The organism is Streptomyces pratensis (assembly GCF_037137275.1).
Classification (GTDB): domain Bacteria; phylum Actinomycetota; class Actinomycetes; order Streptomycetales; family Streptomycetaceae; genus Streptomyces; species Streptomyces pratensis_B.
Genome location: NZ_JBBBEN010000103.1, coordinates 93,724 through 116,539, shown reverse-complemented (window position 1 = coordinate 116,539; position 22,816 = coordinate 93,724). Strand labels below are relative to the sequence as shown.

At 70.9% G+C, this 22,816-nt stretch carries 18 protein-coding genes and 1 pseudogene; 8 read left to right on the top strand and 11 right to left on the bottom strand.

What is annotated here, in order from left to right; genetic code table 11:
- Positions 1-117 precede the first annotated feature (117 nt).
- The 8 genes and pseudogenes from V9U70_RS29645 to V9U70_RS29610 all read left to right on the top strand — a co-directional run.
- Entirely contained in the window at positions 118-591 is a 474-nt protein-coding gene (locus V9U70_RS29645) for an Lrp/AsnC family transcriptional regulator (RefSeq protein ID WP_336680255.1), read from the top strand.
- Between the two features lie 16 nt (positions 592-607).
- Positions 608-1,255, top strand: a complete 648-nt coding sequence (locus V9U70_RS29640) for an ABC transporter permease (protein WP_336680254.1) — start codon at positions 608-610, stop codon at positions 1,253-1,255.
- Positions 1,248-2,510, top strand: a complete 1,263-nt coding sequence (locus V9U70_RS29635) for a betaine/proline/choline family ABC transporter ATP-binding protein (RefSeq protein ID WP_336680253.1) — start codon at positions 1,248-1,250, stop codon at positions 2,508-2,510. Before V9U70_RS29640 ends, V9U70_RS29635 begins: the two co-directional genes overlap by 8 nt.
- The gene (locus V9U70_RS29630) at positions 2,507-3,373 is read left to right on the top strand and encodes an ABC transporter permease (protein WP_336680252.1); all 867 of its coding nucleotides are present in this window, start codon (positions 2,507-2,509) and stop codon (positions 3,371-3,373) included. Before V9U70_RS29635 ends, V9U70_RS29630 begins: the two co-directional genes overlap by 4 nt.
- Positions 3,374-3,474: 101 nt before the next feature.
- Positions 3,475-4,365 carry a glycine betaine ABC transporter substrate-binding protein gene (locus tag V9U70_RS29625; protein ID WP_336680412.1) on the top strand — a complete coding sequence of 297 codons (891 nt, stop codon included), beginning with the start codon at positions 3,475-3,477 and terminating at the stop codon, positions 4,363-4,365.
- 89 nt (positions 4,366-4,454) lie between these two features.
- On the top strand, positions 4,455-5,072 hold the full coding sequence (locus V9U70_RS29620; RefSeq protein ID WP_336680251.1) for an ArsR/SmtB family transcription factor: 618 nt from the start codon (positions 4,455-4,457) through the stop codon (positions 5,070-5,072).
- A 41-nt stretch (positions 5,073-5,113) separates the two neighbouring features.
- Entirely contained in the window at positions 5,114-5,320 is a 207-nt protein-coding gene (locus V9U70_RS29615) for a hypothetical protein (protein WP_336680250.1), read from the top strand.
- A 34-nt stretch (positions 5,321-5,354) separates the two neighbouring features.
- Positions 5,355-5,996: pseudogene (locus V9U70_RS29610) on the top strand (MFS transporter); the annotation flags it as partial.
- A 149-nt stretch (positions 5,997-6,145) separates the two neighbouring features.
- On the opposite strand, the gene V9U70_RS29605 reads toward V9U70_RS29610, so the two are convergent.
- The 11 genes from V9U70_RS29605 to V9U70_RS29555 all read right to left on the bottom strand — a co-directional run bounded on the left by V9U70_RS29605 (position 6,146) and on the right by V9U70_RS29555 (position 22,798).
- Positions 6,146-6,934 carry a S16 family serine protease gene (locus V9U70_RS29605; protein ID WP_336680249.1) on the bottom strand — a complete coding sequence of 263 codons (789 nt, stop codon included), beginning with the start codon at positions 6,932-6,934 and terminating at the stop codon, positions 6,146-6,148.
- Positions 6,935-7,155: 221 nt separating this feature from the next.
- The gene (locus V9U70_RS29600) at positions 7,156-7,800 is read right to left on the bottom strand and encodes an IclR family transcriptional regulator (protein WP_118905725.1); all 645 of its coding nucleotides are present in this window, start codon (positions 7,798-7,800) and stop codon (positions 7,156-7,158) included.
- A gap of 473 nt (positions 7,801-8,273) precedes the next feature.
- A complete protein-coding gene (locus tag V9U70_RS29595) occupies positions 8,274-10,058 on the bottom strand; it encodes a DEAD/DEAH box helicase (protein WP_336680248.1) in 1,785 nt (594 codons plus the stop codon).
- 567 nt (positions 10,059-10,625) lie between these two features.
- On the bottom strand, positions 10,626-12,128 hold the full coding sequence (locus tag V9U70_RS29590; protein WP_336680247.1) for an MFS transporter: 1,503 nt from the start codon (positions 12,126-12,128) through the stop codon (positions 10,626-10,628).
- Between the two features lie 525 nt (positions 12,129-12,653).
- Entirely contained in the window at positions 12,654-13,358 is a 705-nt protein-coding gene (locus V9U70_RS29585; RefSeq protein WP_336680246.1) for a hypothetical protein, read from the bottom strand.
- Entirely contained in the window at positions 13,355-15,700 is a 2,346-nt protein-coding gene (locus V9U70_RS29580; protein WP_336680245.1) for a hypothetical protein, read from the bottom strand. The genes V9U70_RS29585 and V9U70_RS29580 overlap by 4 nt, the downstream gene beginning before the upstream one ends.
- A 17-nt stretch (positions 15,701-15,717) precedes the next feature.
- Positions 15,718-16,152, bottom strand: coding sequence for a hypothetical protein (locus V9U70_RS29575; RefSeq protein ID WP_336680244.1), 435 nt, complete (start codon positions 16,150-16,152; stop codon positions 15,718-15,720).
- Positions 16,153-16,915: 763 nt separating this feature from the next.
- Positions 16,916-18,301: a type VII secretion-associated serine protease mycosin gene (gene mycP / locus V9U70_RS29570; RefSeq protein WP_336680243.1), complete on the bottom strand. Its 1,386-nt coding sequence runs from the start codon at positions 18,299-18,301 to the stop codon at positions 16,916-16,918.
- Positions 18,302-18,323: 22 nt separating this feature from the next.
- Entirely contained in the window at positions 18,324-19,772 is a 1,449-nt protein-coding gene (locus V9U70_RS29565; RefSeq protein WP_336680242.1) for a hypothetical protein, read from the bottom strand.
- Between the two features lie 36 nt (positions 19,773-19,808).
- Entirely contained in the window at positions 19,809-20,336 is a 528-nt protein-coding gene (locus V9U70_RS29560) for a hypothetical protein (RefSeq protein ID WP_336680241.1), read from the bottom strand.
- A gap of 116 nt (positions 20,337-20,452) precedes the next feature.
- The gene (locus V9U70_RS29555; RefSeq protein WP_336680240.1) at positions 20,453-22,798 is read right to left on the bottom strand and encodes a xanthine dehydrogenase family protein molybdopterin-binding subunit; all 2,346 of its coding nucleotides are present in this window, start codon (positions 22,796-22,798) and stop codon (positions 20,453-20,455) included.
- Positions 22,799-22,816 lie beyond the last annotated feature (18 nt).

Here is a 22,816-nt window from a genome sequence, read left to right as displayed (position 1 = left end):
AAGGCTCTCCCCGCATCGCAAGGTGCGCAATAGTTCGCGCATTCACTGGTCATTCTGCTCAGCCGAACGCCATGATGACCGGGCTATCTGTACAGGGTGACCATCGAAGGAGGGGTCATGGCGATCGATCATCTGGACGGGCGGCTCATCGTGCTGCTCGCGCGCGAACCGCGTATCGGCGTCCTCGAAGCATCCCGGCGGCTGGGGGTGGCGCGCGGGACCGTGCAGGCGCGGCTGGACCGCCTTCAGTCGAATGGCGTCATCCGGGGGCTGGGGCCCGACGTGGACCCGGCGGCCCTGGGCTACCCCGTCACCGCGTTCGCGACGCTGGAGATCAAACAGGGCCAAGGGGCCGACGTACGGGCGCACTTGGGCGGCGTGCCGGAAGTCCTGGAGCTGCACACCACCACCGGGCACGGCGACATGCTGTGCCGGCTGGTGGCCCGTTCGAACGCCGATCTCCAGCGGGTGATCGACCGGGTCGTCGGATTTGATGGCATCGTCCGGGCCTCCACGGCGATCGTCATGGAGAACCCGGTTCCGCTGCGGATCATCCCGCTGGTGGAACAGGCGGCCCAGGACACCGACTGAGCCGAGGGAGTGCCGTGTGAGCTTCTGGGAGTATCTGAACACCCGCCACCAGCAGCTCCTGACGGACGCGCTCCAGCACCTCAGCGCGGTCCTCCAGTGCATGGTCGTCGCGACCGTGCTCGGGGTGGTCATCGGGGTGGTGAGCTACCGCAGCGGCTGGGGCGGCTCGCTCGCCGTCTCCTCCACGTCGACGATCCTGACCATCCCCTCGCTCGCGGCGATCGGCCTGCTCATCCCGCTGGTGGGCCTCGGCGTCGCCCCGACCGTGATCACGCTGACCCTCTACGGGCTGCTGCCGATCGTACGGAACTCCATCGTGGGGCTGCGGGGCGTCGACCCGTCGCTGGTCGACGCGGCGACGGGCATCGGGATGTCCCGGCTCGCCCGGCTCTGCCGGGTGGAGCTGCCGCTCGCCTGGCCGCCCATCCTGACCGGCATCCGGGTCTCCACCCAGATGCTGATGGGCATCGCCGCGATCGCCGCGTACGCCTCCGGGCCCGGCCTCGGCAACGAGATCTTCCGCGGCATCGCCTCGCTGGGCAGCGCCAACGCCATCAACCAGGTCCTCGCGGGGACGCTCGGCATCGTCGTCCTCGCCCTGCTGTTCGACGCCGCGTACGTCCTGCTGGGGCGGCTGACCATCCCGAGGGGAATCCGTGCCTGAGACCGAGACCGGGACCGCGCCCGAGGGCCCAGCCGGCACGTCCGGGGCCACCATCCAGCTGGAGGACCTGACCAAGCTCTACCCGGGCAACCCGAACCCGGCCGTGGAGAACGTCTCCATGGACATCAGGGCGGGCGAGACGGTGATCCTCGTCGGCCCGTCCGGCTGCGGGAAGTCCACCACCCTGAAGATGATCAACCGGCTGATCGAGCCCTCCTCGGGCCGCATCCGGATCGACGACGAGGACGTCACCGACATCGACCCGGTGAAGCTGCGCAGAAAGGTCGGGTACGCCATCCAGTCCTCCGGGCTCTTCCCGCACATGACCGTGGCGCAGAACATCGCCCTGGTCCCCCGGATGGTCGGCTGGCCGAAGGCCCGGGTGCGGGACCGGGTCGAGGAGATGCTCGACCTGGTGGGCCTGGACCCGCGCGAGTTCCACGGCCGCTACCCGCGCCGGCTCTCCGGCGGGCAGCAGCAGCGCGTGGGCGTGGCGCGGGCGCTGGCGGCCGACCCGCCGGTGCTGCTGATGGACGAGCCGTTCGGGGCCGTGGACCCGATCACCCGCGACCATCTCCAGGACGAGCTGATCCGGCTCCAGCACGAGCTGCACAAGACGATCGTGTTCGTCACCCACGACTTCGACGAGGCGATCAAGCTGGGCGACCGGATCGCGGTGCTGAGGGAGCGGTCTCACATCGCCCAGTTCGACACCCCGGAGGCGATCCTCACCAACCCGGCGGACGACTTCGTCTCCGGCTTCGTGGGCGCGGGCGCGGCCCTCAAGCGCCTCAACCTGACCCGCGTACGGGATGTGGGCATCGCCGACTTCCCGACCGTCACGGTCGAGGACCCCCTCCAGTCGATCTTCAACAAGCTGCGCAACGGCCCGCACAACGAGCTGCTGATGCTGGACCGCAGGAACCGCCCGTACAAGTGGCTGCGGCGCGGCGACCTGATGCGGGCCCGCGGCTCCCTGGCGCGGGCCGGGCAGCTGGTGCACGACACGGTGACCCGCGACGCCACGCTGCACGACGCGCTGGAGGCGGTGCTGATCGACAGCGCGGGGCGGGTGGCGGTCACCGGGCGGCGCGGCGAGTTCATCGGCGTCGTCGACATGAAGACGCTGATGGACAGCGTCCAGGAGCTGCTGGAGGCCGACCGGCTGACCGCCATGGAGCATGAGCACGATCAGGAGGAGCTGCGCGCCCACCAGACCGGGCAGGAGCTGGAGGGGGGTGGCGGCGGAGCATGAGTCCCAGCCGTCAGGGCCGCTCCCCCGAAGGCTCGTCCGCGACCCGGCCACCGGGCGAACACGAGGCCGGGGGCCGCGCGTTCCCCGACGAGGAGAGCGACGCCGCGCCCTCCCCGGCCGCCCCGGACCGCCGGGTCACCTGGCGCAAACTGGTGGTCCTGCCGGTGGTGCTGGCCGTGGTGCTGGTGATCACCTACGTGTGGATCACCAACGTCAGCCTCGACTCGATCGCCGAGAACTCGCTGTCCGGCGGCAATGTGCAGCTGCGGCTGTGGCAGCACGTGAAGCTGACCGCCATCTCGACGTTCTGGGTGCTGGTCATCGCGATTCCGCTCGGCATCGCGCTGACCCGGCGGCGGCTGCGGAAGGCCGCGCCCGCCTTCACGGCGCTGGCGAACATCGGGCAGGCGACCCCGGCCATCGGCCTGCTGGCCCTGCTGGTGATCTGGCTGGGCATCGGGCCGCGGACCGCGATCGTCGGCATCGTGATCTACGCCGTCCTGCCCGTGCTCTCCAACACGGTGGCCGGTCTGCGGGCGATCGAGCCGAGCATGGTCGAGGCGGCGCGCGGGATGGGCATGTCCGGTCGCGGCGTCCTGACGAAGGTGGAGCTGCCGCTCGCCGTACCGCTGATCCTCGCCGGGGTGCGCACGGCCCTGGTGCTGAACGTCGGCACGGCGACGCTGGCCACGTTCGGCGGGGGCGGCGGTCTCGGCGACCTGATCACGTCGGGCATCCAGACCCAGCGGATGCCGGTGCTGGTCATCGGCTCTGTGCTGACCGTGGTCCTGGCCCTGCTGGTGGACTGGCTGGCCTCCCTGGCCGAGCTGGCGCTGACACCCCGCGGGTTGGAGGAGCGGTGACGGTTACGGACGGGAGGCGTCGGCGGGCCCGGGCGGCCGGGGCCCTCGCGCTGGCCCTGGCGCTGGTGGCCGGCGGCTGCGGCCTCAAGAGCGGTTCGCCGATGGTGGACGACGTGGCGCCGGGATCGGTGGGGCAGGGCGAGCCGCTCAAGGGCGCGACGCTGACGGTGACCTCGAAGAACTTCAGCGAGAACATCATCCTGGGGCAGATGACCGGTCTGGTGTTCAAGGCGGCCGGGGCGGAGGTCCTGGACCGTACGAACCTGCCCGGTTCGATCAGCGCCCGCGAGGCCATCGTCAACGGCGACGCCGACGCGCAGTGGGACTACACCGGCACGGGCTGGATCACCTTCCTCGGCCACGCCGACCCCATCGCCGACCCGCGGGAGCAGTACGAGGCGGTCCGCGACGAGGACCGGGCGAACGGGGTGGTCTGGCTGCCGCCGGCCCCGCTCGACAACACGTACGCACTGGCCATCAGCAAGGAGAACAACGCCAGGTACGGGCTGAAGACCCTCTCGGACTTGGCCTCCCTGGCAGAGGAGAACCCGGGCGCGGTGACGCTCTGCGTGGAGAACGAGTTCGCCTCCCGCGACGACGGGCTGCCCGGCATGGAGAAGGAGTACGGGATGGACATCCCGGCGGCCGACATCCGGAAGATGGACGCCGGGATCATCTACACCCAGGTCGCCGCGTCCGACTCCTGCCTGCTGGGCGAGGTGTTCACCACCGACGGCCGCATCGAGGCCATGGACCTGGACGTCCTGGAGGACGACCGGGACTTCTTCCCGAACTACAACGCGTCCGCGGTCATCCACGAGGCGACGTTCGAGAAGTATCCGCAGATCGCGGAGTTGCTGGCGCCGCTCAGCAGAAAGCTGACGACCGAGGTCGCCCGGACGCTGAACGCGAAGGTGGACGTGGAGGGCGAGGACCCGCACGAGGTGGCGAAGGAGTGGCTGGTGGCGGAGGGGTTCATCAAGGAGGGCTGAGGTCCGGCGAGCGGCTGGGTCCCTGCGCAGAGGAAGAGCGTGCAAAAAGAAGCTTGCAAAGCATTCTTTGCACGTCTACGGTCGAGCGCATGGCAGAGAACGAGGACGACCGCCGCCCACACCGCCATGCGGGCGCCGACCGGAGAGTGCACCAGGTCGACGCCCGTGCGCTGCGGGCGATCGCACACCCCCTGCGCATCCGGCTGCTGAACGCCCTGCGCGAGTTCGGCCCCGCCACCGCCTCCCGGCTCGGCGAGCGGCTGGGCGAGTCCAGCGGCGCGACCAGCTACCACCTGCGCCGGCTGGCGGAGAGCGGGCTGGTCGAGGACGCCCCGGAGCTGGGCAAGGGCCGCGAGCGCTGGTGGCGGGCGATGCACGAGGGCTCCACGTTCGAGAGCGCCGACTTCCGGACGCACGCCGACCCGGAGGTGCGCGGGGCCATCGACTTCGTCCTGCACGAGACGGCCACCACCCACGCCCAGGAGCTGAACACCTGGCTGGGCACGATGGACGACTGGCCTCAGGAGTGGCAGCGGAGCTGGGACATGAGCGACTTCAAGCTGCGCCTCACCCCCGCCCTCGCGCTGGAGCTGGCCCAGAAGGTCCACGCGCTCATGGAGAGCTACCGGGACCGCGTCCCGGAGGACACCGAGGGCTCGGCCGTGGTCCGAACCCATCTGCACGCCTTCCCCCGCCCCTCCACCTGAGCGCCCCGCCCCGGGCAGCCCCCACCCCCAAGGAGCACCTGATGCACGCGGACATCCACCACGTCCTGCACTCGGCCAGATCCGCCGAACTCCGGCGTGCGGCGGCGTTACCCCTCCCCCGGACCGGTCTGCGCGCCCGGACCGATCTGCGCACCCGGATCGGCTGGGCCCTGGTCGAGGCAGGCCTCCGGCTGGTCCGGAGCCGGACGGCGAAACCGCCCGCCGCGCACACGTTCCACACGGCGTAACGGGCCGGCACACGGGCCCGGGGAAGGCACGACCATGGGGCGACGCACCCCGCTCGCCGCCACGCTCGCGGCCAACTCCATTTCGACGGCGGGGACTTCCCTCACCCTGATCGGCGTCCCGTGGTTCGTCCTGGAGACAACCGGCAGCGCGGGCCGCGCCGGGTTCGTCGCGTTCTGCGCCACCCTGCCGATCGTCGTCGCCGCCCTCGTGGGCGGGCCGGTGATCGACCGGATCGGCCGCCGCCGGACCGCCATCGCCTCCGACGCCGTATGCGCCCTGGCCATCGCAGCGATCCCGCTGTCGCACGCCGTCGGCGCCCTCGACTTCTGGATGCTGTGCACGCTGATGGGGCTCAACGGGTTCGCCCACACCCCGGGCAACACCGCGCGCTACGTGCTGATACCGGACCTGGCCGAACACGCCGGCACCACGCTCCCCCGCGCGGCCGGCCTCTTCGACGCGGTCTCGCGCGGGGCTCGGATGGTCGGCGCGGCGCTGGCCGGCGTCCTCATCGCCTTCGTCGGCGCGGAGACCGTCCTCCTGCTGGACGCCGCGACGTTCGGGCTCTCCGCCCTGCTCATCACCACCGGGGTACGGGGCGTGCGCGCGGCCGAGCCGCGCCCCGCCGAGGCCCCGGTATCGCTGCGCTCCTACGGCACCGAGCTCCGCGAGGGCGAGGGGGGCGTTGCTGTTGATGGGCGGGGTGTACCTTCTGGCCACACTGAGCCCGCTGGTGTTCCCGTCCTGGCGGACGATGGACGCCCCGCAGAAGGCGGGGCCGGCGGTGTCCGCGGCTGCCGCAGCGGGGTCGCCGCCGGCCGCGGTCAGCAGCTCGGAACCTTCCCGCCGTCCTCCAGGGCCCGCAACGAGCTGACCGCGTCCTTCAGCGTGGAGACCGGCACGACCCTCAGGCCGTCCGGCCGTTCGGCCTCCGCTTCGCCGCACTCCGCCTTCGGCACGAGGAAGACGGTCGCCCCGTCGCGGTGGGCGCCCTGGACCTTCATGGACACCCCGCCGACCGCGCCGACCTCGCCGTCCGCGCTGATCGTCCCCGTTCCGGCGATGGTGCGCCCCCCCGTCAGACCGCCGCCGGAACCGTCGCCGTCGAGCTTGTCGATGATGCCGAGGGCCAGGAACAACCCGGCACTCGGACCGCCGACGTCACCGAGGTCGACCGCGACCCGCAACGCACCGGGCTCCCGGTCCAGGTAGTCGAGGGCGGCGTCGACGGCGACGTCCTGCGACTCCTTCATGTCGTCGAGGTTGTGCCGCTCGATCTCCTTCTCCGACCCGCCGGTGGGGTAGACGGAGTCCCGGGGCATGACCGCCCGGTCGTGACGGAACCAGCCGTCGACCACCTCGCCGATGCCGACGTCCGCCTTCGGCCCGGTGGCGAGGATCGTCGTCATGCGCAGCTGCCCCTCGGTGGGCCGGGTGGTCGCGCCGGTGATGGTGAGCACCGGCCGGCCGTCGACCTGGCCGAGCACATCCGCGGTCATCCCGGGCCGAGCCAGGGTGAAGGGGAGCGGCGCGAAGGCCGCCGTGCCGAACAGGGCGAGGACGGGCAGCGCACAGAGGGCGAGCGCGCGGGGGCGCGAGAGGCGAGTGAGCACGCACCCAATCTAACCGCCGCGCCCCGGCGGGAACCCGCCAGGCGCAGCCCCCGGGCGGCCCCACCGCGACCGGGCGCACCCGCGCCACCGGCGCGCGACGCGCGCCCCTGCTCCGCACGGCCACGGGGCCGACCGGTCGGCCCCGTGGCCCGCTCCGGCCGGGCCGCCGCTGCTGGCAGCCGGGGCCGTCGGCCGTGTCGCCCCGGTCGCCGGGCCGACGGCTACCGCAGCGCGTCGGCCACTTCGCGCGCGGCGTCGAGGACGCGGGGTCCGACCCGTTCCGGTACGGCGTCGGCGAGCATGACCACGCCGACACTGCCCTCCACGCCCGAGACCCCGACCAGGGGCGCGGCCGCCCCGCTGGCGCCGGCTTCGAGCTCGCCGTGGGTGAGGGTGTAGCCGGGGTGACCGGAATCCGTCGCCTGCCGGGCGGACAGGATGGCCCGGCCCGCCGCGCCCCGGTCCAGCGGATGCCGGAAGCCGGCCCGGTAGGCCACGTGGTAGTCGGTCCACGTGGGCTCGACGACGGCGACCGCGAGCGCGTCGCTGCCGTCGACGAGGGTGAGGTGGGCGGTGGCCCCGATGTCCTCGGCCAGGGAGCGCAACGCGGGCAGCGCGGCTTCCCTGACGAGCGGGTGCACCTGCCGGCCGAGGCGCAGCACCCCGAGACCGACCCGGGCGCGGCCACCGAGATCGCGCCGTACCAGGGCGTGCTGCTCCAGAGTGGCGAGCAGACGGTAGACGACGGTCCGGTTGACGCCGAGTTTGTTGGACAACTCGGTGACGGTCAGGCCGTGATCGGTGTCGGCGAGCAGTTTGAGGACGCGCAGTCCTCGGTCGAGCGTCTGGGAAGTCTCCGCTGTCACGACGCCCTCTCCTCTTCGGGGTGAGCGACGGCGGTCCTGCTCCGGGGGTAGCGGCGCCGGTCCCAGCGGCGACGCACGGAGAGGCCGCCGATCTGGCAAGGCACCGGCTGCGCTCCGCGGCGGCGTTGCCACGGGGCGTTCATATGGCGGGGACAGTAGCGAGCCAGTCCGCTGAGCGGAAGTCCTCGTCCAGAATCCGGTCTCCGGGCGCGGGCCCCGGTCGCGGCCCGCGGATTGCCGCCGGTCAGCGCGACGGCGTCCGGAAAGCGAACATCTACGCGCGTTAACGTGTCATGACGCCGAGATGTCCACTCGCTCCCGGGCGTGAACCGCCGTTAACACACCGTGAACGAACGCCGGTGAAATTTCGGCGGGCGCACCCCGGCGCAGGCGCCACCGACCCACGCGGAACGCGGTCGGCCCGTGTGGGAGCGGATCGCTCCGGCACGGGCCGACGGCGGCGGTCCGGGGGGTCACGTCATGCGCGTGGCCCACTCCTGCACCTTCGCGATGCGCTGCTGGATCTGCCCCGCGGTCGCCTCCGCGCTCGGCGGGCCGCCGCACACCCGGCGCAGCTCGGTGTGGATCACGCCGTGGGGTTTGCCGCTCTGGTGGGTGTAGGCGGAGACCATCGTGTTGAGCTGCTTGCGGAGCCCGAGGAGCTGCTTGTGGGTGACCACGGGGCGGGACTCGGCCGGCTTCTCCAGGAGGTCGGCCTCCTCGGCCGGCCGCTGACGGCTGTGGGCGATCTGCCGGCTCTGCCGCTTCTGGAGGAGCAACTGCACCTGGTCGGGTTCGAGGAGACCCGGGATGCCCAGGTAGTCCTGCTCCTCCTCGCTTCCGGGGTGGGCCTGCATGCCGAACTCGGCGCCGTCGTACAGCACCCGGTCGAAGACCGCGTCGGACTCCAGCGCCTCGAAGGGCAGCTGGTCCTCGGTCTCCTCGTCCTCCAGCTTCTCGGCGTCGGCGAGGAGCTTGTCCTCCTCCGAGAACGGGTTCTCCTCTTCGCCGCCCTTCTTCGGCTTGTCGAGGACGTGGTCCCGCTCGATCTCCATCTCGTTGGCGAAGTCGAGGAGCATCGGGATGGTCGGCACGAAGACGGAGGCCGTCTCGCCGCGACGGCGGGAGCGCACGAAGCGTCCGACGGCCTGGGCGAAGAAGAGCGGCGTCGAGATCGTCGTCGCGTACACGCCGACGGCGAGGCGGGGCACGTCGACGCCCTCGGACACCATGCGGACGGCGACCATCCAGCGCGACTCGTCGTCGCTGAACCGGTCGATCTTCTTCGACGCCGCCTTCTCGTCGGACAGGACCACGGTCGGCGTCTCGCCGGTGACCTTCTTGAGGATCTTGGCGTACGCGCGCGCCGACTCCTGGTCGGTCGCGATGACGAGCCCGCCCGCGTCCGGGATGCCCTTGCGGACCTCGGTGAGCCGCTTGTCGGCGGCGGCGAGCACGTTGGGAATCCACTCGCCGGTGGGCGAGAGCGCGGTGCGCCATGCCTGCCCGATGGCGTCCTTGGTCATCGGCTCGCCGAGCCGGGCGGCGATCTCGTCCCCGGCCTTGGTACGCCAGCGCATGTTGCCGCTGTAGCTGAGGAAGATCACGGGACGCACGACGCCGTCGGCGAGCGCGTTGCCGTACCCGTAGGTGTAGTCGGCCGAGGAGCGGCGGATGCCGTCGTTGCCCTCCTCGTACGCGACGAAGGGGATCGGATTCGTGTCCGAGCGGAACGGGGTACCGGTCAGCGCGAGCCGCCGGGTCGCCGGGTCGAACGCCTCCTGGCATGCCTCGCCCCAGGACTTCGAGTCACCGGCGTGGTGGATCTCGTCCAGGATCACGAGCGTCTTGCGCTGCTCGCAACGGTTGCGGTGGAGCATCGGGCGGACGCCGACACCCGCGTAGGTCACGGCGACCCCGTGGTACTCCTTGCTCAGGGGCCCGGCGCTGTACTCCGGGTCCAGCTTGATGCCTATCCGTGCGGCCGCCTCCGCCCACTGCTTCTTGAGGTGCTCGGTCGGGGCGACGACGGTGACCTGCTGGACGACATGGTGGTGCAGCAGCCACGAGGCGAGGGTGAGCGCGAACGTGGTCTTGCCGGCGCCAGGGGTCGCGACGGCGAGGAAGTCGCGCGGCTGCTCCTGGATGTACCTCTCCATGGCCCCCTGCTGCCAGGCTCGCAGCTTCCCGGCGGTGCCCCAGGGGGCGCGGCCGGGAAAGGCGGGTGAGAGGTGGTGGGAGGCGGTGGTAGTAGTCACGGTCTCCGGTTCGGGGCTCTCGGGTACGTGGGGCGCTGTCCGTACCGGACCGGGCCCGTGCGACGCGGCCCGCGATACGACAACCGGGCCACCCTACCGGGGGCGGGTCGAAACCCGTGACGAACGAGCCGCGTCCCCGCCCGAGGAGACCGTGCTCACATCGCGCGGCGTGCCGGGCCCTCAGCCGAGCCGAGCAGCCCGTGGTCGCGCACCGCGACCCCGCCGCCACCCGCGGGCGAGCTGCGTCGCCAGGTCCAGGCCGTCCCGGGCCTCGCCCACGCCTCCCCCCAGCCGCCGCGGAGGACCGGTGCGGCGCACCGCGTCCTTCACACCGAGCCGGCGGGCGGACTCCCGGCCGGCCTCGGCCTGCGGACAGCGGTCGACGGCCTGAAGCACTACGGCGTACACGCTCCGGCCCTCCCGCTCGGCACGGAGAGCCCCGGCGCCTGCTGCCGGTCCTCACGGCGGCTGCTGCCGGTCTTGGTGGAGCCTCCTGCCGGTCCTCGTGGGACGCGGGGGCACAGCCGCACCACGCAGGTGGGGAGTCGTGGGGCCGAAGCGGCGGCGCTACCTCTCCCGCACCCGGACAGCGACCCACGCCCCCACCAGCGCCACCCCCGCCATCGGAAGGAACACGGCCGCGAACGCCCCCGGGTGCGAGCCCGTCGCGCCGGCCTCCACCGCGCCGTGGGCGGCCGCGCCCACGGCCCCGCCGCCGAGCGCCGCGAAGGCCGCGCCGCCGGTGGCGAGCAGCAGCACGTTGGAGAGCCCGTCCGAGATCTGGAGGGCGGCGGAGTTGGAGCCCGCCTCCTGAGGGGCCGACAGCTTCAGCAGCAGCACGCTGGTCGAAGCGATCACCATGCCCATGCCGAAGCAACCGAAGGCCCAGGCGACGGCGACGGTCCAGACGGGCACGGCCTCGATCAGCACGGAGGGCGCCGCCACGATCGCGGCGGCCACGAGCAGCATGCCGGTCACCATGAGCCGTTGGCGGTGCGGCTCCATGCGCGGCCGGGACTGCACGTACGAACCGAGCGCCCAGGTCGCCCCGCCCACGGCCAGCGAAAGCCCGGCCATCGTCGGGGAGAGCCCGCGCTGGGTCACGAGCATCAACGGTACGAAGGACTCGGCCGCGATGAACGACCCGGCGGAGATCCCGCGCAGCAGGACCACCGAAGGCAGCCCGCGCGCCGCCCGCACGGTCCCGGCGGGCAGCAGCCCGCGCACGGCGGGCACGAGCAGGGCCACGCCGAGCGCGGCCGGCAGGAGGGCGAGCCAGTCCCGCTCCTGCCCGGCGTACTGGAGCAGCCCGGCCCCCGCCGAGATCCCGAGGGCCAGCCGGATTCGGCGCCGGTCGTACGGCTCGGCCGCGGCGGCCGGCTCCGCGGGCCCGGAGGCCATCCGCCGGATCGCCGGAAGGGCCAGGGCCAGCGGGACCACGATGAGGGCGGGGATGCCGACGAAGACCCAGCGCCAGCCGAGCTGCTCGGTCACCGTGCCGGCGGCCAGCGGTCCGACGACGGAGGGGATCACCCAGCTCGCGGCGAAGGCGGCGAGGATCGCGGGGCGGATGCGTTCGGGGTAGGCCCGCCCGATGACCACGTACAGCGCGACGATCACCAACCCGCCGCCGAGGCCCTGGACCGCCCGCCCCGCGATGAAGACGTACATACTGGACGCCGCTCCGGAGAGCAGGAGCCCGGCGCCGAACGCGGTGATCCCGGTGGCCAGCGGCTGGAGGGGCCCGCGCCGGTCGGCCCACTGCCCGGAGAGCACCATGGCGAAGAGGCTGGTGGTGAAGTACGCGGAGAAGGCGAACGCGTAGAGCGGGATGCCGTTCAGCTCCCGCGCGGCGACCGGCATGGCCGTACCGACCGCCGTCGCCTCGAACGCGATGAGGAACACGACGGAGACGATGCCGACGCTGAGCGCCCGGTACGTGCGCCCGAGGACCCCTTCTCCGGCGGCTTCGAGGGGGCCGCCGGCCAGGGGGCCCGGGGGGAGGGGGTCGGTCGCGGTGGGCGCGGGGCGCGCGGCATCGGTGCCGTCACGCGGTTCCAGGGCGGTCATGGCCCCAGAGTAAGGGGCATGAATCGGTTTGAACCCTGTCGATGTACCCCCTCGCCCTCGGCCGTTGGTCGTAGGTCCGGCGGCGGGGCGACAGGCCCGACAGCGGGTGGAACGGAGTGGGCGAGGGCCTGGGCGAACGGCGTGGGCGGCCGGGGAAGGGCCGAACGTGACGACAGCGCCGTCTTCGACCACAGAGAGCTGGAAGGACCTGGTCGTCCACCGTTGGCAGACGGACGCTGCCTCCAGGGCCGGGGCGCCTGCGCCACTCGGGCGATCTCGTGGAAAGGCCTGTCGACCGGCTGGCCGCCTCGAACACCGGCAGCGGATCAACCCTCCTTGTGCGGCTCGCCCCTCATCGGCACACCCCCGGCTCGGAGACCACGTCCGCCTCGCCCCCGGCCGTCACCCGGTGTGAGCCTCCGCGGGCTCGGGGCGTCCCGAGCATCGCGCCTGAAGCAGGGCGGGGCGCCCCGGCACCCCGGCCGATGACCGCCGCCCCATGGTTCACGGCCCATGGGTCGCGGCTCACGGCAGGGGCTGGAGGTCAGGGCTCAGCCGCTCGGGAAGGCCGCCGTCCTCCTCGCATTCAAGCTCTCTCGCCACGGCGATGGACGCGGCGTGCAGGACGGTCAGGTTGGCCACCAGGTTCTGGACCGCATCGCCTCGATCCTCCGCGTACCCCAGCCCGCCGCGGATACGAACTGGACGGTCCTTCGACCCTTCGACCTGAGGGCTGACGCATTCGAAATAGAGGCCGGCCGAACGAGTGCGGGCGACAGCCTCCTTTCCCAGGGGAAACCGCAGCGTTCCCTCAGGGTCCCCCGGGTCCCCCACATCTTGAGGCGCATAGATGCTGAAGGATATGACGGTCGCATCGCGGGGAGATTCACCTTCTACGGTTATCTCGCAGAGCTTCTGACTGGTCAACCAGCTGCGATCCGACGCATACCCCTCCTTGATCTTCTGAATCACCCTCTCCACACTGTCCGCACTTCTTCGCCCAAAAAGGGTTCCACCGGCCACAGCCTGAAGCGTGTTCTCCAACCGACCGGCGAAGATCCCGTCACACACCTGCGACGCGTCCACGTGAGGAGACTGAGAGTCCGAGTCCGACCCGCACGCCACACCACCAACACCGATAGTCACGACCAGGGCGGCCGTCAGCGCCCGCCTGTACCGCGCTTCGCCCACCCCAGCACCTTTCACTGCCACCCCGAGGAAAGACTTCATCCCGTCTCCGGTCCTGCGCCCTGCTGGTTCTCACGGTCATTTCCGGTCGCATAACCCAGGCGCATCGATTCCAGCATGTCCTGGCGAAAATCGGAGTCTTCTCTGGTCGTATGGCGCGCGAGGAACTCTTCCATCGGAGCCTCCGCCATGGCTTCACCGGACCGGTAGATCCTGTTCCAGTCCTCTTCGACGAGGGCTTCGGTCTTCTCCTTGCTCTTGTCGACCGCGCTGTTCGAAATGTCTCCCACGACCTGGCCGACAACCTGTTCCGCAGCCCCACTGACGGTGTCGGTCGCCAGCGGGATCAGCACGGCAGCAGCACCCACCGCAGCGGTGGCGGGGAGAAAGGCGACACCGGCCGCGATTCCCGCTGCCGCGCCGAACTCCACCCAGCCCGCACGCTCGGCCACGGCCCTCTCGTAATCCTCATGCTTCTTCATATGACTCGCCTCGACCTGGTCGGCCCGGGACTGGTCGAGCATGCCCTGCACCTCGGCGCCAACGTGCACAGCTGAACGAGCCGCCCCCGTGTCGATCTTCCCGTCGGGGCCCACCTGGGCTTCGAGAACGCTTCTCGCGTACACCTGCTCCGCAGTGGAGAGGGTGGCATAGGCATCCGGATGCTGGCCGAGGACACTGAGGAAGCGGCGGGCGGTGGCCCTGGCGTCCCTCTCGCCGTCGCCGAGGGGAATGTGACCCTCCAGGTTCCGGGACGGTGCGAAAACGCTGTCCCCTTTCCCTTTTTCCAGCGCCCAGTTGATGTCATCGATGTATCCGGCGCCCATGATGCCGAGGCTGTCGGCCATCCCCTGATGCTGCTTGAGAAGCCCCCCGTTCTCGCCGTACTTCTCCATGACCGTCTTCATGATGGTCGCGTTCTCGGCATCCCGTACCACGCTGGAGTCCGGATGGCCCGCCGGATATCCGAGGGTCGCCGCCTCCAGGGCACGTCCGAGGGCATCCGGCATGTACTGACGGGTCGCATCCGTCGCGCCCGGAGCGTCATGACCGGTGTCCGGGAACGCTTTCCACTTCTCGTTGCCGAAGAAGTCGAGGTAGGTGACGATGTCCTCTCCATCGCCCCCCTTGCCAAGAGCCGCGGTGCGACTCCCGTCGACCGTGCCGTCATCGTTGTACGCAGTAGGGTCGTCGGTGAAGAACCTTTTCGCGGCGTCCGGGCTGTGACCCAGCGCCTCGAGCATGGCCGTGGTCGGGTCGAAGCCCGAGCCGTTCCGGCCCGAAGGGTTGAACGGATTCCCCATGTACGCAGTGGCCTGGTTGGTACTCGCGAAAACATGCGGGCTCTTCTGGTGCAGCTGCGCGACATGTTCCACGATCGGATTGAGGAACTTCGCGTCATAGTTCCCGTATCGCATGATGCCGCCCAGGAGCTGGTAACCGTACGCGCCGCCGTAGTCGTTCTTCGCCAGCGGTATCCGCTCCGTGCCGAGCCTGCGCAGCTCAGGCCCCCACTCCGCCGAGAAGGCCTGGTCACGGGAGGCGGTCGCCAGGTTCAGACCAAGATTGCGCTGGAGCGCCTGGACATCCGCAAGCCGCTCCTTGTCGACCCTGCCGTACTCATGCGTGTCCGTCGACAGCTGCCCGAAGAAGGCGAGGGACTTCTCGGGCCCCAGCTTCTCGTAAAACCCCTTCGCGAACGCCACCGAATGGGCGTTGTCGCGCATCAGTTCGTTGAACGCCTGAAGTTCGGCATGGGTGATGCCACGCCCCTTCTCTGCCAGGGCCACGGCGCGGGCGACTTCTTCGTGGTCCAGGCTCCTGTACTTCGGGCTCTCGAAGCCTTTGCCTTCGGTGACGTTGGCCTCAAGGGCGTTCTTGAACGCGACGTCGGTGTCGTTGCAGTTGTCGACGATCACGTCGATCCTCTTCTGCCAGCTCTCGACGGCCTCCTTCTGCCGACGCAGCAGCTCGGGGTAGTCGGGGTCGTGCCGCGCCGCCTGCCCCTGCTCCTCCAGCGGTTTCCGAGGAGTGGCTCTGCCTTTGGCGTCCACGTGGATGCCCGCCTCGCGCCCTTCCACGTCCCGGATGTTCACCAGATCGTCCTGGGCCTTCTTGATGGCCGTGTGCGCATCCTCCAAGATGAGCTTGACGCCCCTGGCCTCGGCCAACGCGTCCTTGAACTCCTTGGCGGTCTTCCCGATGAACCCTTTGGTGACCCCGGCGTTCACCCCCTCCCATTCGGCCTTGTCCGCCTTGGCCTTCATGCCGTCGTTCGCCACCTCTGCAAGGCGCTCCAACTTGGTCACCATCTCGGACCAGTCATCGGCGGCCTGCTTCAACTTGCCGACGGGAGCATCCACGATGTCCTCGTACTTCAGCACGCCCACTCCCCTGCGGCCTATTTCAGATACTCGTTGAGTTTGGAGACGCTGAGCAGGTCGCCGGCGATCTGGGCGTCGTCCTTCTGGTGGGCGGCCTTCGTGTAGTTCAGGTGGTTCGAAATCTGCGCGCAGGAATCGAGGAGCGTCCTGAGATGCGTCTGCCAGCGGTCGTGGACCTTCAACAGCGCCGATCCGCCCGTGAAGTTGCTGTTCGTGAGCGCGACGGCTGCGGCGAACGTCGCGGGGCGGGCGTGGTCGCCGTCTTTCGACAGCCGCGTCCGCAGCTCGTACGCGTCGTGCCCGACGGCTCCCAGGCCGCCCTCATCGACGGCAAGATCCGGCTGGGACGGCCCCTTCGATCCCCCGGTCTCGGCAGGGACACTGGCGAGACGCATATCGAACCGTTGGGCTGACTCCGTACGCAGTGCCGACCATTCCGCGTCGAACGTCATGCATTTCCCCCTGAAGTCAGTCATGGAATCCCGTGAAACCCTGGCTGCTTTTCCCGCCGATGCTCTCACGTTAAGGGCTGTCCCGCGTCCGCGCGGTCACCCGGCCGCTCTGGTGGCCGAGCCTCCGGAACATGGCCGAAAAGGGCTCCGTACCTGACTACGGGGGACACCTGAGATCTCATCGATACCCATCGGACACCTCGGCTCGCCGGTTCGCCGGTTCGCCCACCGGGGCGGGCATCGGAGCCATGACCGACATCGTTCCTGCCTCGTCGCGTTTTCCCGCCTCGCGGCGAGGCGGGGAAAGGCACTCCGTTCGACGGGCCCCCGGACGCCCCGCGAACTCAGCAGGCTGCTCCGTCCCTGCGGCAGCCCCGGGGGAACCATGCAGGGACACCATCACGCTCCAGCGGGAGGGACAAGCCCGTATTCCGTCATCACGCAGCTCGAATCGACCGGCTCCGCCGCGGAGGCCGCCCCCGGAGCGGCACTCCATCGCACGCGACGCAGGAGGTGAGTCCCCAGGGGCCCCGGTCCGAGGAGACCTGCGGGCGGAGCTGGGCGCCCGCCTCGCCGGGACACCCGCCGCCGCCCATGCCGTCGGCCTGCCCCATGCCGGTGTGCCCCCGCAGCCTTCCTGCCGACCAGTGACGGGCCTCGCCCTCTGTGCCTTCGGTGCGGCCCGGAGCGCCGACCCGTCGAGGGCATGAAGAGCGTCGGGCCGGCCTCCGCCCTGTACGAGTCCGGGCGGGGCTTGCCCCCTTCAGCCGGCGGGGCCGGGGCCGTGGCCCGGAGGAGGCCCGTGGGACGCATCGGGGTGGGAGGTGGTCGGCGCTGAACCGTAGGGGGAGTACGGCTGCTGCGGATGCTGGTGGTGCGGATACGGCTGCGGGGCTGCCGGGGCGGCGGCCGCGGTGCGTCGGCGGCGGTTGACCGCCCAGACGGCTACGGCACCCGCCAGCGCCGCCACCCCGGCGCCGAGGCCGACCCAGAGGGCGGTGCCGCCGCCCCCACCAGCACCGGTCGGCGCCGCCACGGCAGGCTCCTGGGGCCTCGCCGGGGTGCCGTCAGCAGCCTTGGGGGGCTCGTCACCGGCGCGCTTCTCCCCCCCGGCCTTCTCCGCCTCCGCCAGGTCGGGCAGGGGGTAGACATCGGCCGGCCCGGGGTCGCCCGGCTTCGTCAGCGCCGCCCCGGGGCGCACCGCGCCGTAGCCGATGTAGTCGTTGCGCTCGGCCCCATCGGTCGGACCGCCAGCCGTGTTGAGCATGACGCGAAGGACCTGATTGTTCGTCCAGTCCGGATACTTCGACCAGATCAGAGCTGCGGAGGCCGAGGCGATGGCGGTGGCGGCACTGGTGCCATAGGACTCACACAGGCCGCTCCCGCCGCCACAAGCATGAACCATGTCCACCCCGGGCCCGGAAAGGTCCACCTGGGGGCCGTGGTGAGAGAACGCGGCCTTCTGAAGGTCTCTTCCGATCGCACCCACACCCACCACCCCCGGGGTGGCTGCCGGATACATTTTTTCGTTCCCCTCCTCAGCATCGTTTCCGACACCGGCAAAGATCAGGGAACCTTTACCCAGAGCATAATCAACGGATTCTTCCAGATTGGGCGACCCTCCCCCGAAAGCCAGAGAGACGTTGATGACCTTCGCGCCTGAATCCGCAGCGTAACGAATCGCAGCAGGCACAGACTTATTACGTTCCCTCAGTCCTGCAGCAGCATTCTTTGCCTTCTCCGCAAGAGTCAGGCGAATCGGTAGGATCTTCGACCCCGGGGCCAGGCCAAACGCTCCGTTCCCTCCGTCTCTCTTTCCTGTTCCAGCAATCAGCCCCGCCATACCGGTGCCGTGGCCGTCTCTGTCCGTGTGCTCGTCTCCCGGAGTGCGTACGGCAAGATCCAGGCCTTCGAGCACGCGCCCCTGCAGGTCAGGGTTCGCGTCATCCACACCGGTGTCGATGACTGCGACCGTGACGCCCTCTCCGGTGCTCATCGCCCACATCTCTTCGGCCTTCATAGCGTCGAGATGCCACTGTCTCGACCTCATGGGGTCCGCGTGAGCCGGTGCGGCAACACCCACCAGCAGCCCGATCACCGAGAAGAGAACGGCATGGATGTGTACTTTTCTTCGACTGCTGGCGGACATGCTTTCCCCTACTAGGCGGTGGTCAGTCGATAACCGGCGGCACTACGCGTCGGGTGCCCTGCTGCCACGTCTCCTCATCCTCCGTCAGGTAGTCAGGCCTCGCGCTGCCCTCACTCCGGCGCGACTCACCAGCGCGCTGGGGGCTCATCGCCCCTCGCCCCATCGCACTGGCGCTGCGCGCCCCCTCACCTGATCTGTCACCTCGAATCAGACCTGTGCCCCCGGGTGTGAAAGCCCGTCCGCTGATCGGGGCCGGCTGCTGTGGGCGGCCGCCCACCATTCCGCCGGCTTCGCCAGCGAGCCGCCGCCCACCCACGATGCCGTTCTGACCACCGCCCACGCCGGAGCCTGTCACCGGTGTCATGGGGGCACGGGCTCCTTGGGCCCCTTCAGCTCCGACCACGGTCCCACGCGGCAGCCCGCCGATCGGCCGTCCCGCCGTCTGCGGGACAGGGCGGCCACCGACGATGCCGTTGGCAGGAGAGGAGCGCCCTGTCTGCCCAACGGTCGGTGCTCCTGGCCCGGACGCGGACAACGGAGGGCGCACAGCAGCTACGCTCCGCCCTGCACCGTTCGTCGATGGCGGCGCAACGCTCTTGTTCAGGATCGGCGATGTTCCCCCCAACACCGGCGGAAGGCCGACATCGGTCCTTCCGCTACCGGGCGGGGCGAGTGCCGGAGACGCTGACGGCGCGGTGGGCGTCTCCGGAAGCGTCGCGACGCCGTCGATCCCCATGTGCACCGCCGGAGCCGCCGGTGGTGTCGGCACCACAGGTCTTACTGCGCCTAGGGCCGTGCCGCCTCCGGCCGCGCTCCCACCGCCGCCGGTTACCGGACCCCATGTCTCCTGGGCCGCAGAGCTGTCGCCACCACCGGACGGACTTGCGCCGAGGTGTTGTGATCTGGCAATGCGGTCCCCCTCACCCGGCGCCACCGCGTCCGGCGGCGGTGGGAACCTGGGCGGCTCCAGTCGGCGCATCTCCATCGTGGACTGGTTGTAGGCCTCCGACAGCGCCCTCATGCGCTGCACGGCCTCTTGGCGGTTCGATTCGTTGGCCGCGATCTGCGCCTCGGCGGACTTCACCACCGCCGCCGCGTCCGGGTCGTTCTTCGCCGCCAGCGCCGCTTCGAGGTTCGCCTCCGCCCCCTTGTGGATGGTGCGGGGAATCGTCGCCTGAGCGTGGGCGATCGCGTGAGAAGCCTGGGTGAGCCACAACGCCGCGCCCGCGCTGTAGTCGCCGAGGCGCAAGGTCTCGTTGGCCAGGTTCGCGGTCCAGGTGCGGAACGCGTCGTTGCCCTCGCCCTTCCACTCCACGATCTGTGGGCGGACCTTCAGCTCCTCACCGATCTTGTGGATCTCCTCTGCCGCGGACTTCAGCCGGTCGGCGGCTCCCCGGACCGCACCGCTGTTGGCCTGGTCCAGCCACTCCAGCATTTTCTCGTGGGTCATGCCCTTGAAACCGCTACCCATGCTGCTCCCCCATCCGGTCCCGTGCCGTACGCGTGCTCACTGTTCCCAGGAAAGGCCGCTGGACGCCGTGGGCGACGGTGTCGCCTCTGCCGGCTGGTGGCTCTGCGCGGTCACGGGCGCCCCGGCCCCGGCCTGCTTCGGGTAGTGCTCCTCCACGCTCGCCTTGATGGCGAGCATGCGGGCGCGAATGTCGTCGTCGACGTTCTCGTAGCCCTTGTGCGACGCCAGCACCGCGATGCCCATGCCCTCGATGGATGCCGAGAGCAGCTTCGACAGGCTCTCCAGCTCGCCGACGACCTTCTCGTACGAGGCGAACAGGCCGGATGCCTCCGCCCACGCGGGATCGCCGAACTGGGTCTTGCCGATGGAGACCTCGCCCAGCTTCTCGGGGCCCGCCGGCGAGGCCTTCAGGTCCACCAGGATCTCGTCGATGCGGTCACGGAACTTGGTGAAGGACTGCAACTCGGTGTACAGCTCGTTGACCGTGCTCTGCGCGGCAGCGATGGCGCCCCCGATGAACCCCCCGAAGGGTCCGGCTCCGTCGGAGCCCTCTCCCGTCGCCACAACACCCTCCCCGTTGTCCTGCTGGCACAGCTTCGAGGATCACAGTAGTCAGCATCGGTGACAGCGCGCACCCCGGGGTTGCAGGTGCAACGCGTGTCACATCGTCAATCAGCCGGTCAGGCCTTGGGGGTGGCAACCGCCGCCTGCGGCCTGATGGGCAGCCGGTTCACCGGACGGCCCGTTGCGGAGCGGACCGCGGAGGCCACGGCGGCCGGGGCCGTGACGACCGGGACCGCGGAGGCCGGTTTGGCGCCGAAGGGGGCCACCACGTCGCGTTCCTCCACCAGCTTCACGATGCGGATGTCCGGGGCGTCCAGGGAGGTCGGGAGGGCGTAGCCGGTCAGGTCGGGGTGGCGGATCAGGCCGCGGGCGGTGCGGAGGTTCTCGGTGAGGGCCGCGCCGATGCCCTGGGTGATGCCCGCCTCGATGCGGACGGCCAGCTGGGCCGGGTTGAGGACGCGGCCGACGTCCTGGGCGACGGCCATCTCGACGACGCGGACGGAGCCGAGCTCGATGTCGACGTCGACCACCGCCCGTACCGCGCAGAACGCGAGGCCGACGAACGCGTCGCCCTGGCCGGCCTCGTCCAGCGGTTCCGTGGGGTGGGGGCGGCACTGGGCGGTGGCCCAGAGCTCCTTGCCGTCCAGCGCCTCTGTGACCGTCGTGGACAGGACGCCGTCGTACGAGGTGATCTTGCCGTCGGCGATCTGGAGCAGCTCCGTGGACATGCCGAACTTGTGGGCCAGCGGCTGGAGGAGCTGGGTGCGGACCATCTTCGCCGCGCGCTCCACCGCCCCGGCCGACACCCAGGTGTGGCGGCCGTGCGTCGCCGGGCCCGCCGGGGGCTGGTCGGTGTCGACGGGGGCGACGTGGACCTCTTCGACGCCCAGGGTCTCCTGGACGACCTGGCGGGCCAGGGTGGTGAAGCCCTGGCCGGTCTCCACCGCCGCGCAGATCACCGTGGCGACGCCGTCGTGCACCCGGACCGTGGCCGTGGAGACCTCGTCGGCGCCCTCGGCCCCGAGCATGTGCACCATGCCCACGCCGTACCCCACACCCCGGCGCACCGCCCCCGGTTCGCCCGCGCCCTCGGGGCCGCCGGGCAGCAGCCAGGCGTCCTCCGAGGAGTCCTGGGGAAGGGGGGGCAGAGGGAAGTCGCGTACGGCGTCGAGCAGTTCGGCCACCGGGGCGGGGCAGGTCACCGTCTGGCCGGTGGGCAGGATGTCGCCCGTCGACAGGGCGTTGCGCAGGCGCAGTTCCGCCGGGTCGATGCCGATCTTGGCGGCCAGTTTGTCCATCTGGCCCTCGTACGCCGCGCAGACCTGCATCGCGCCTTCGCCGCGTACGTGGCCGGAGGGCGGGTTGTTCGTCCGCACCGCCCAGCCCTCGATGAAGGCGTGCGGAACGACGTACGGGCCGCAGGCGAAGGCCACCGCGGCGGCCAGCGACTCCGAGGAGGAGTCGGCGTACGCGCCCGCGTCCAGCAGGATCTGTGCCTCCACCTTGACCAGCCGGCCCTCCGCGTCCGCGTGGTGGCGGTAGCGCAGGAGGGTGGGGTGGCGGTGGGTGTGGCCGAGGAAGGACTCCTCGCGGGAGGCGGCCAGCTTCACCGGGCAGCCGGTGCGCAGGGCGAGCAGGCCGAGCGGGATCTGGAAACCCGGGTCCTCGCGGTCGCCGGTCGCGCCGGGCACTCCGGTGACGACGACCTTCACCCGGTCGGGTTCCAGGCCGAAGCAGGCGGCCGCCAGGTCGCGGTCGGTGTGCGGGTCGGTGGAAGCGGTGTAGATCTCGACGCCGCCGTCCGGCCGGGGCACGGCGAGACCGGCCTCGGCGCCGATCGGCGCGGGGTCCTGGCGGCCGATGCGGTACAGGCCCTCGACGATGACCTCGCCCGTGGCCTCCGCGTCGCCGTACCGCAGGGGGATGTGCCGGATCAGGTTGCCGTCGGGGTGGAGGGGCTCCGCCTCGAACGCCCTCTCCGGGTCCGTGACCGGCTCCAGCACCTCGTACTGGACCGCGATGGCCGCGGCGGCCAGCCGGGCGGTGTCCGGGTGGTCGGCGGCGACCGCGGCGATCGGCTCGCCGTGGTGGCGGACCAGGTCCGAGGCGAACACCGGGCGGTCCACGACGTGCCGGCCGTAGTTGCCGTCGCCCGGTACGTCCTCGTGCGTGACGACCGCGCGCACCCCGGGCATCTCATCTGCCCCCGAGGTGTCGATGGACAGGATGCGCGCGTGCGGGTGCGGGGAGCGCAGCACGGCGGCCCACAGCAGGCCCTCGGCCCAGAGGTCCGCCGCGTACGGGAAGGTGCCCTCGGTCTTCGCGCGGGCGTCGACGGCCGGCAGCGAGGCCCCGAGGCCGAGCAGGGGCTGTTCCCGGCCCGGGCCGTCGCCGGGGCGACCGCCGGTGGCGTCGATCCTGGGCAGGCTGGTGCTGGTCGCGTTGGCCGCGTCGCCGCTCACGCCGCCTCCTTGTCGTTC

What these genes read in the sequence shown, in the direction of transcription:
- V9U70_RS29590 (WP_336680247.1), bottom strand. Translation starts at nt 12,128, where the DNA reads ATGACCGCCCTGGAACCGCGTGACGGCACCGATGCCGCGCGCCCCGCG.
- V9U70_RS29645 (WP_336680255.1), top strand. Translation starts at nt 118, where the DNA reads ATGGCGATCGATCATCTGGACGGGCGGCTCATCGTGCTGCTCGCGCGC.
- V9U70_RS29585 (WP_336680246.1), bottom strand. Translation starts at nt 13,358, where the DNA reads ATGAAGTCTTTCCTCGGGGTGGCAGTGAAAGGTGCTGGGGTGGGCGAA.
- V9U70_RS29630 (WP_336680252.1), top strand. Translation starts at nt 2,507, where the DNA reads ATGAGTCCCAGCCGTCAGGGCCGCTCCCCCGAAGGCTCGTCCGCGACC.
- V9U70_RS29565 (WP_336680242.1), bottom strand. Translation starts at nt 19,772, where the DNA reads ATGGGTAGCGGTTTCAAGGGCATGACCCACGAGAAAATGCTGGAGTGG.
- V9U70_RS29575 (WP_336680244.1), bottom strand. Translation starts at nt 16,152, where the DNA reads ATGACGTTCGACGCGGAATGGTCGGCACTGCGTACGGAGTCAGCCCAA.
- V9U70_RS29625 (WP_336680412.1), top strand. Translation starts at nt 3,475, where the DNA reads ATGGTGGACGACGTGGCGCCGGGATCGGTGGGGCAGGGCGAGCCGCTC.
- V9U70_RS29615 (WP_336680250.1), top strand. Translation starts at nt 5,114, where the DNA reads ATGCACGCGGACATCCACCACGTCCTGCACTCGGCCAGATCCGCCGAA.
- mycP (WP_336680243.1), bottom strand. Translation starts at nt 18,301, where the DNA reads ATGTCCGCCAGCAGTCGAAGAAAAGTACACATCCATGCCGTTCTCTTC.
- V9U70_RS29620 (WP_336680251.1), top strand. Translation starts at nt 4,455, where the DNA reads ATGGCAGAGAACGAGGACGACCGCCGCCCACACCGCCATGCGGGCGCC.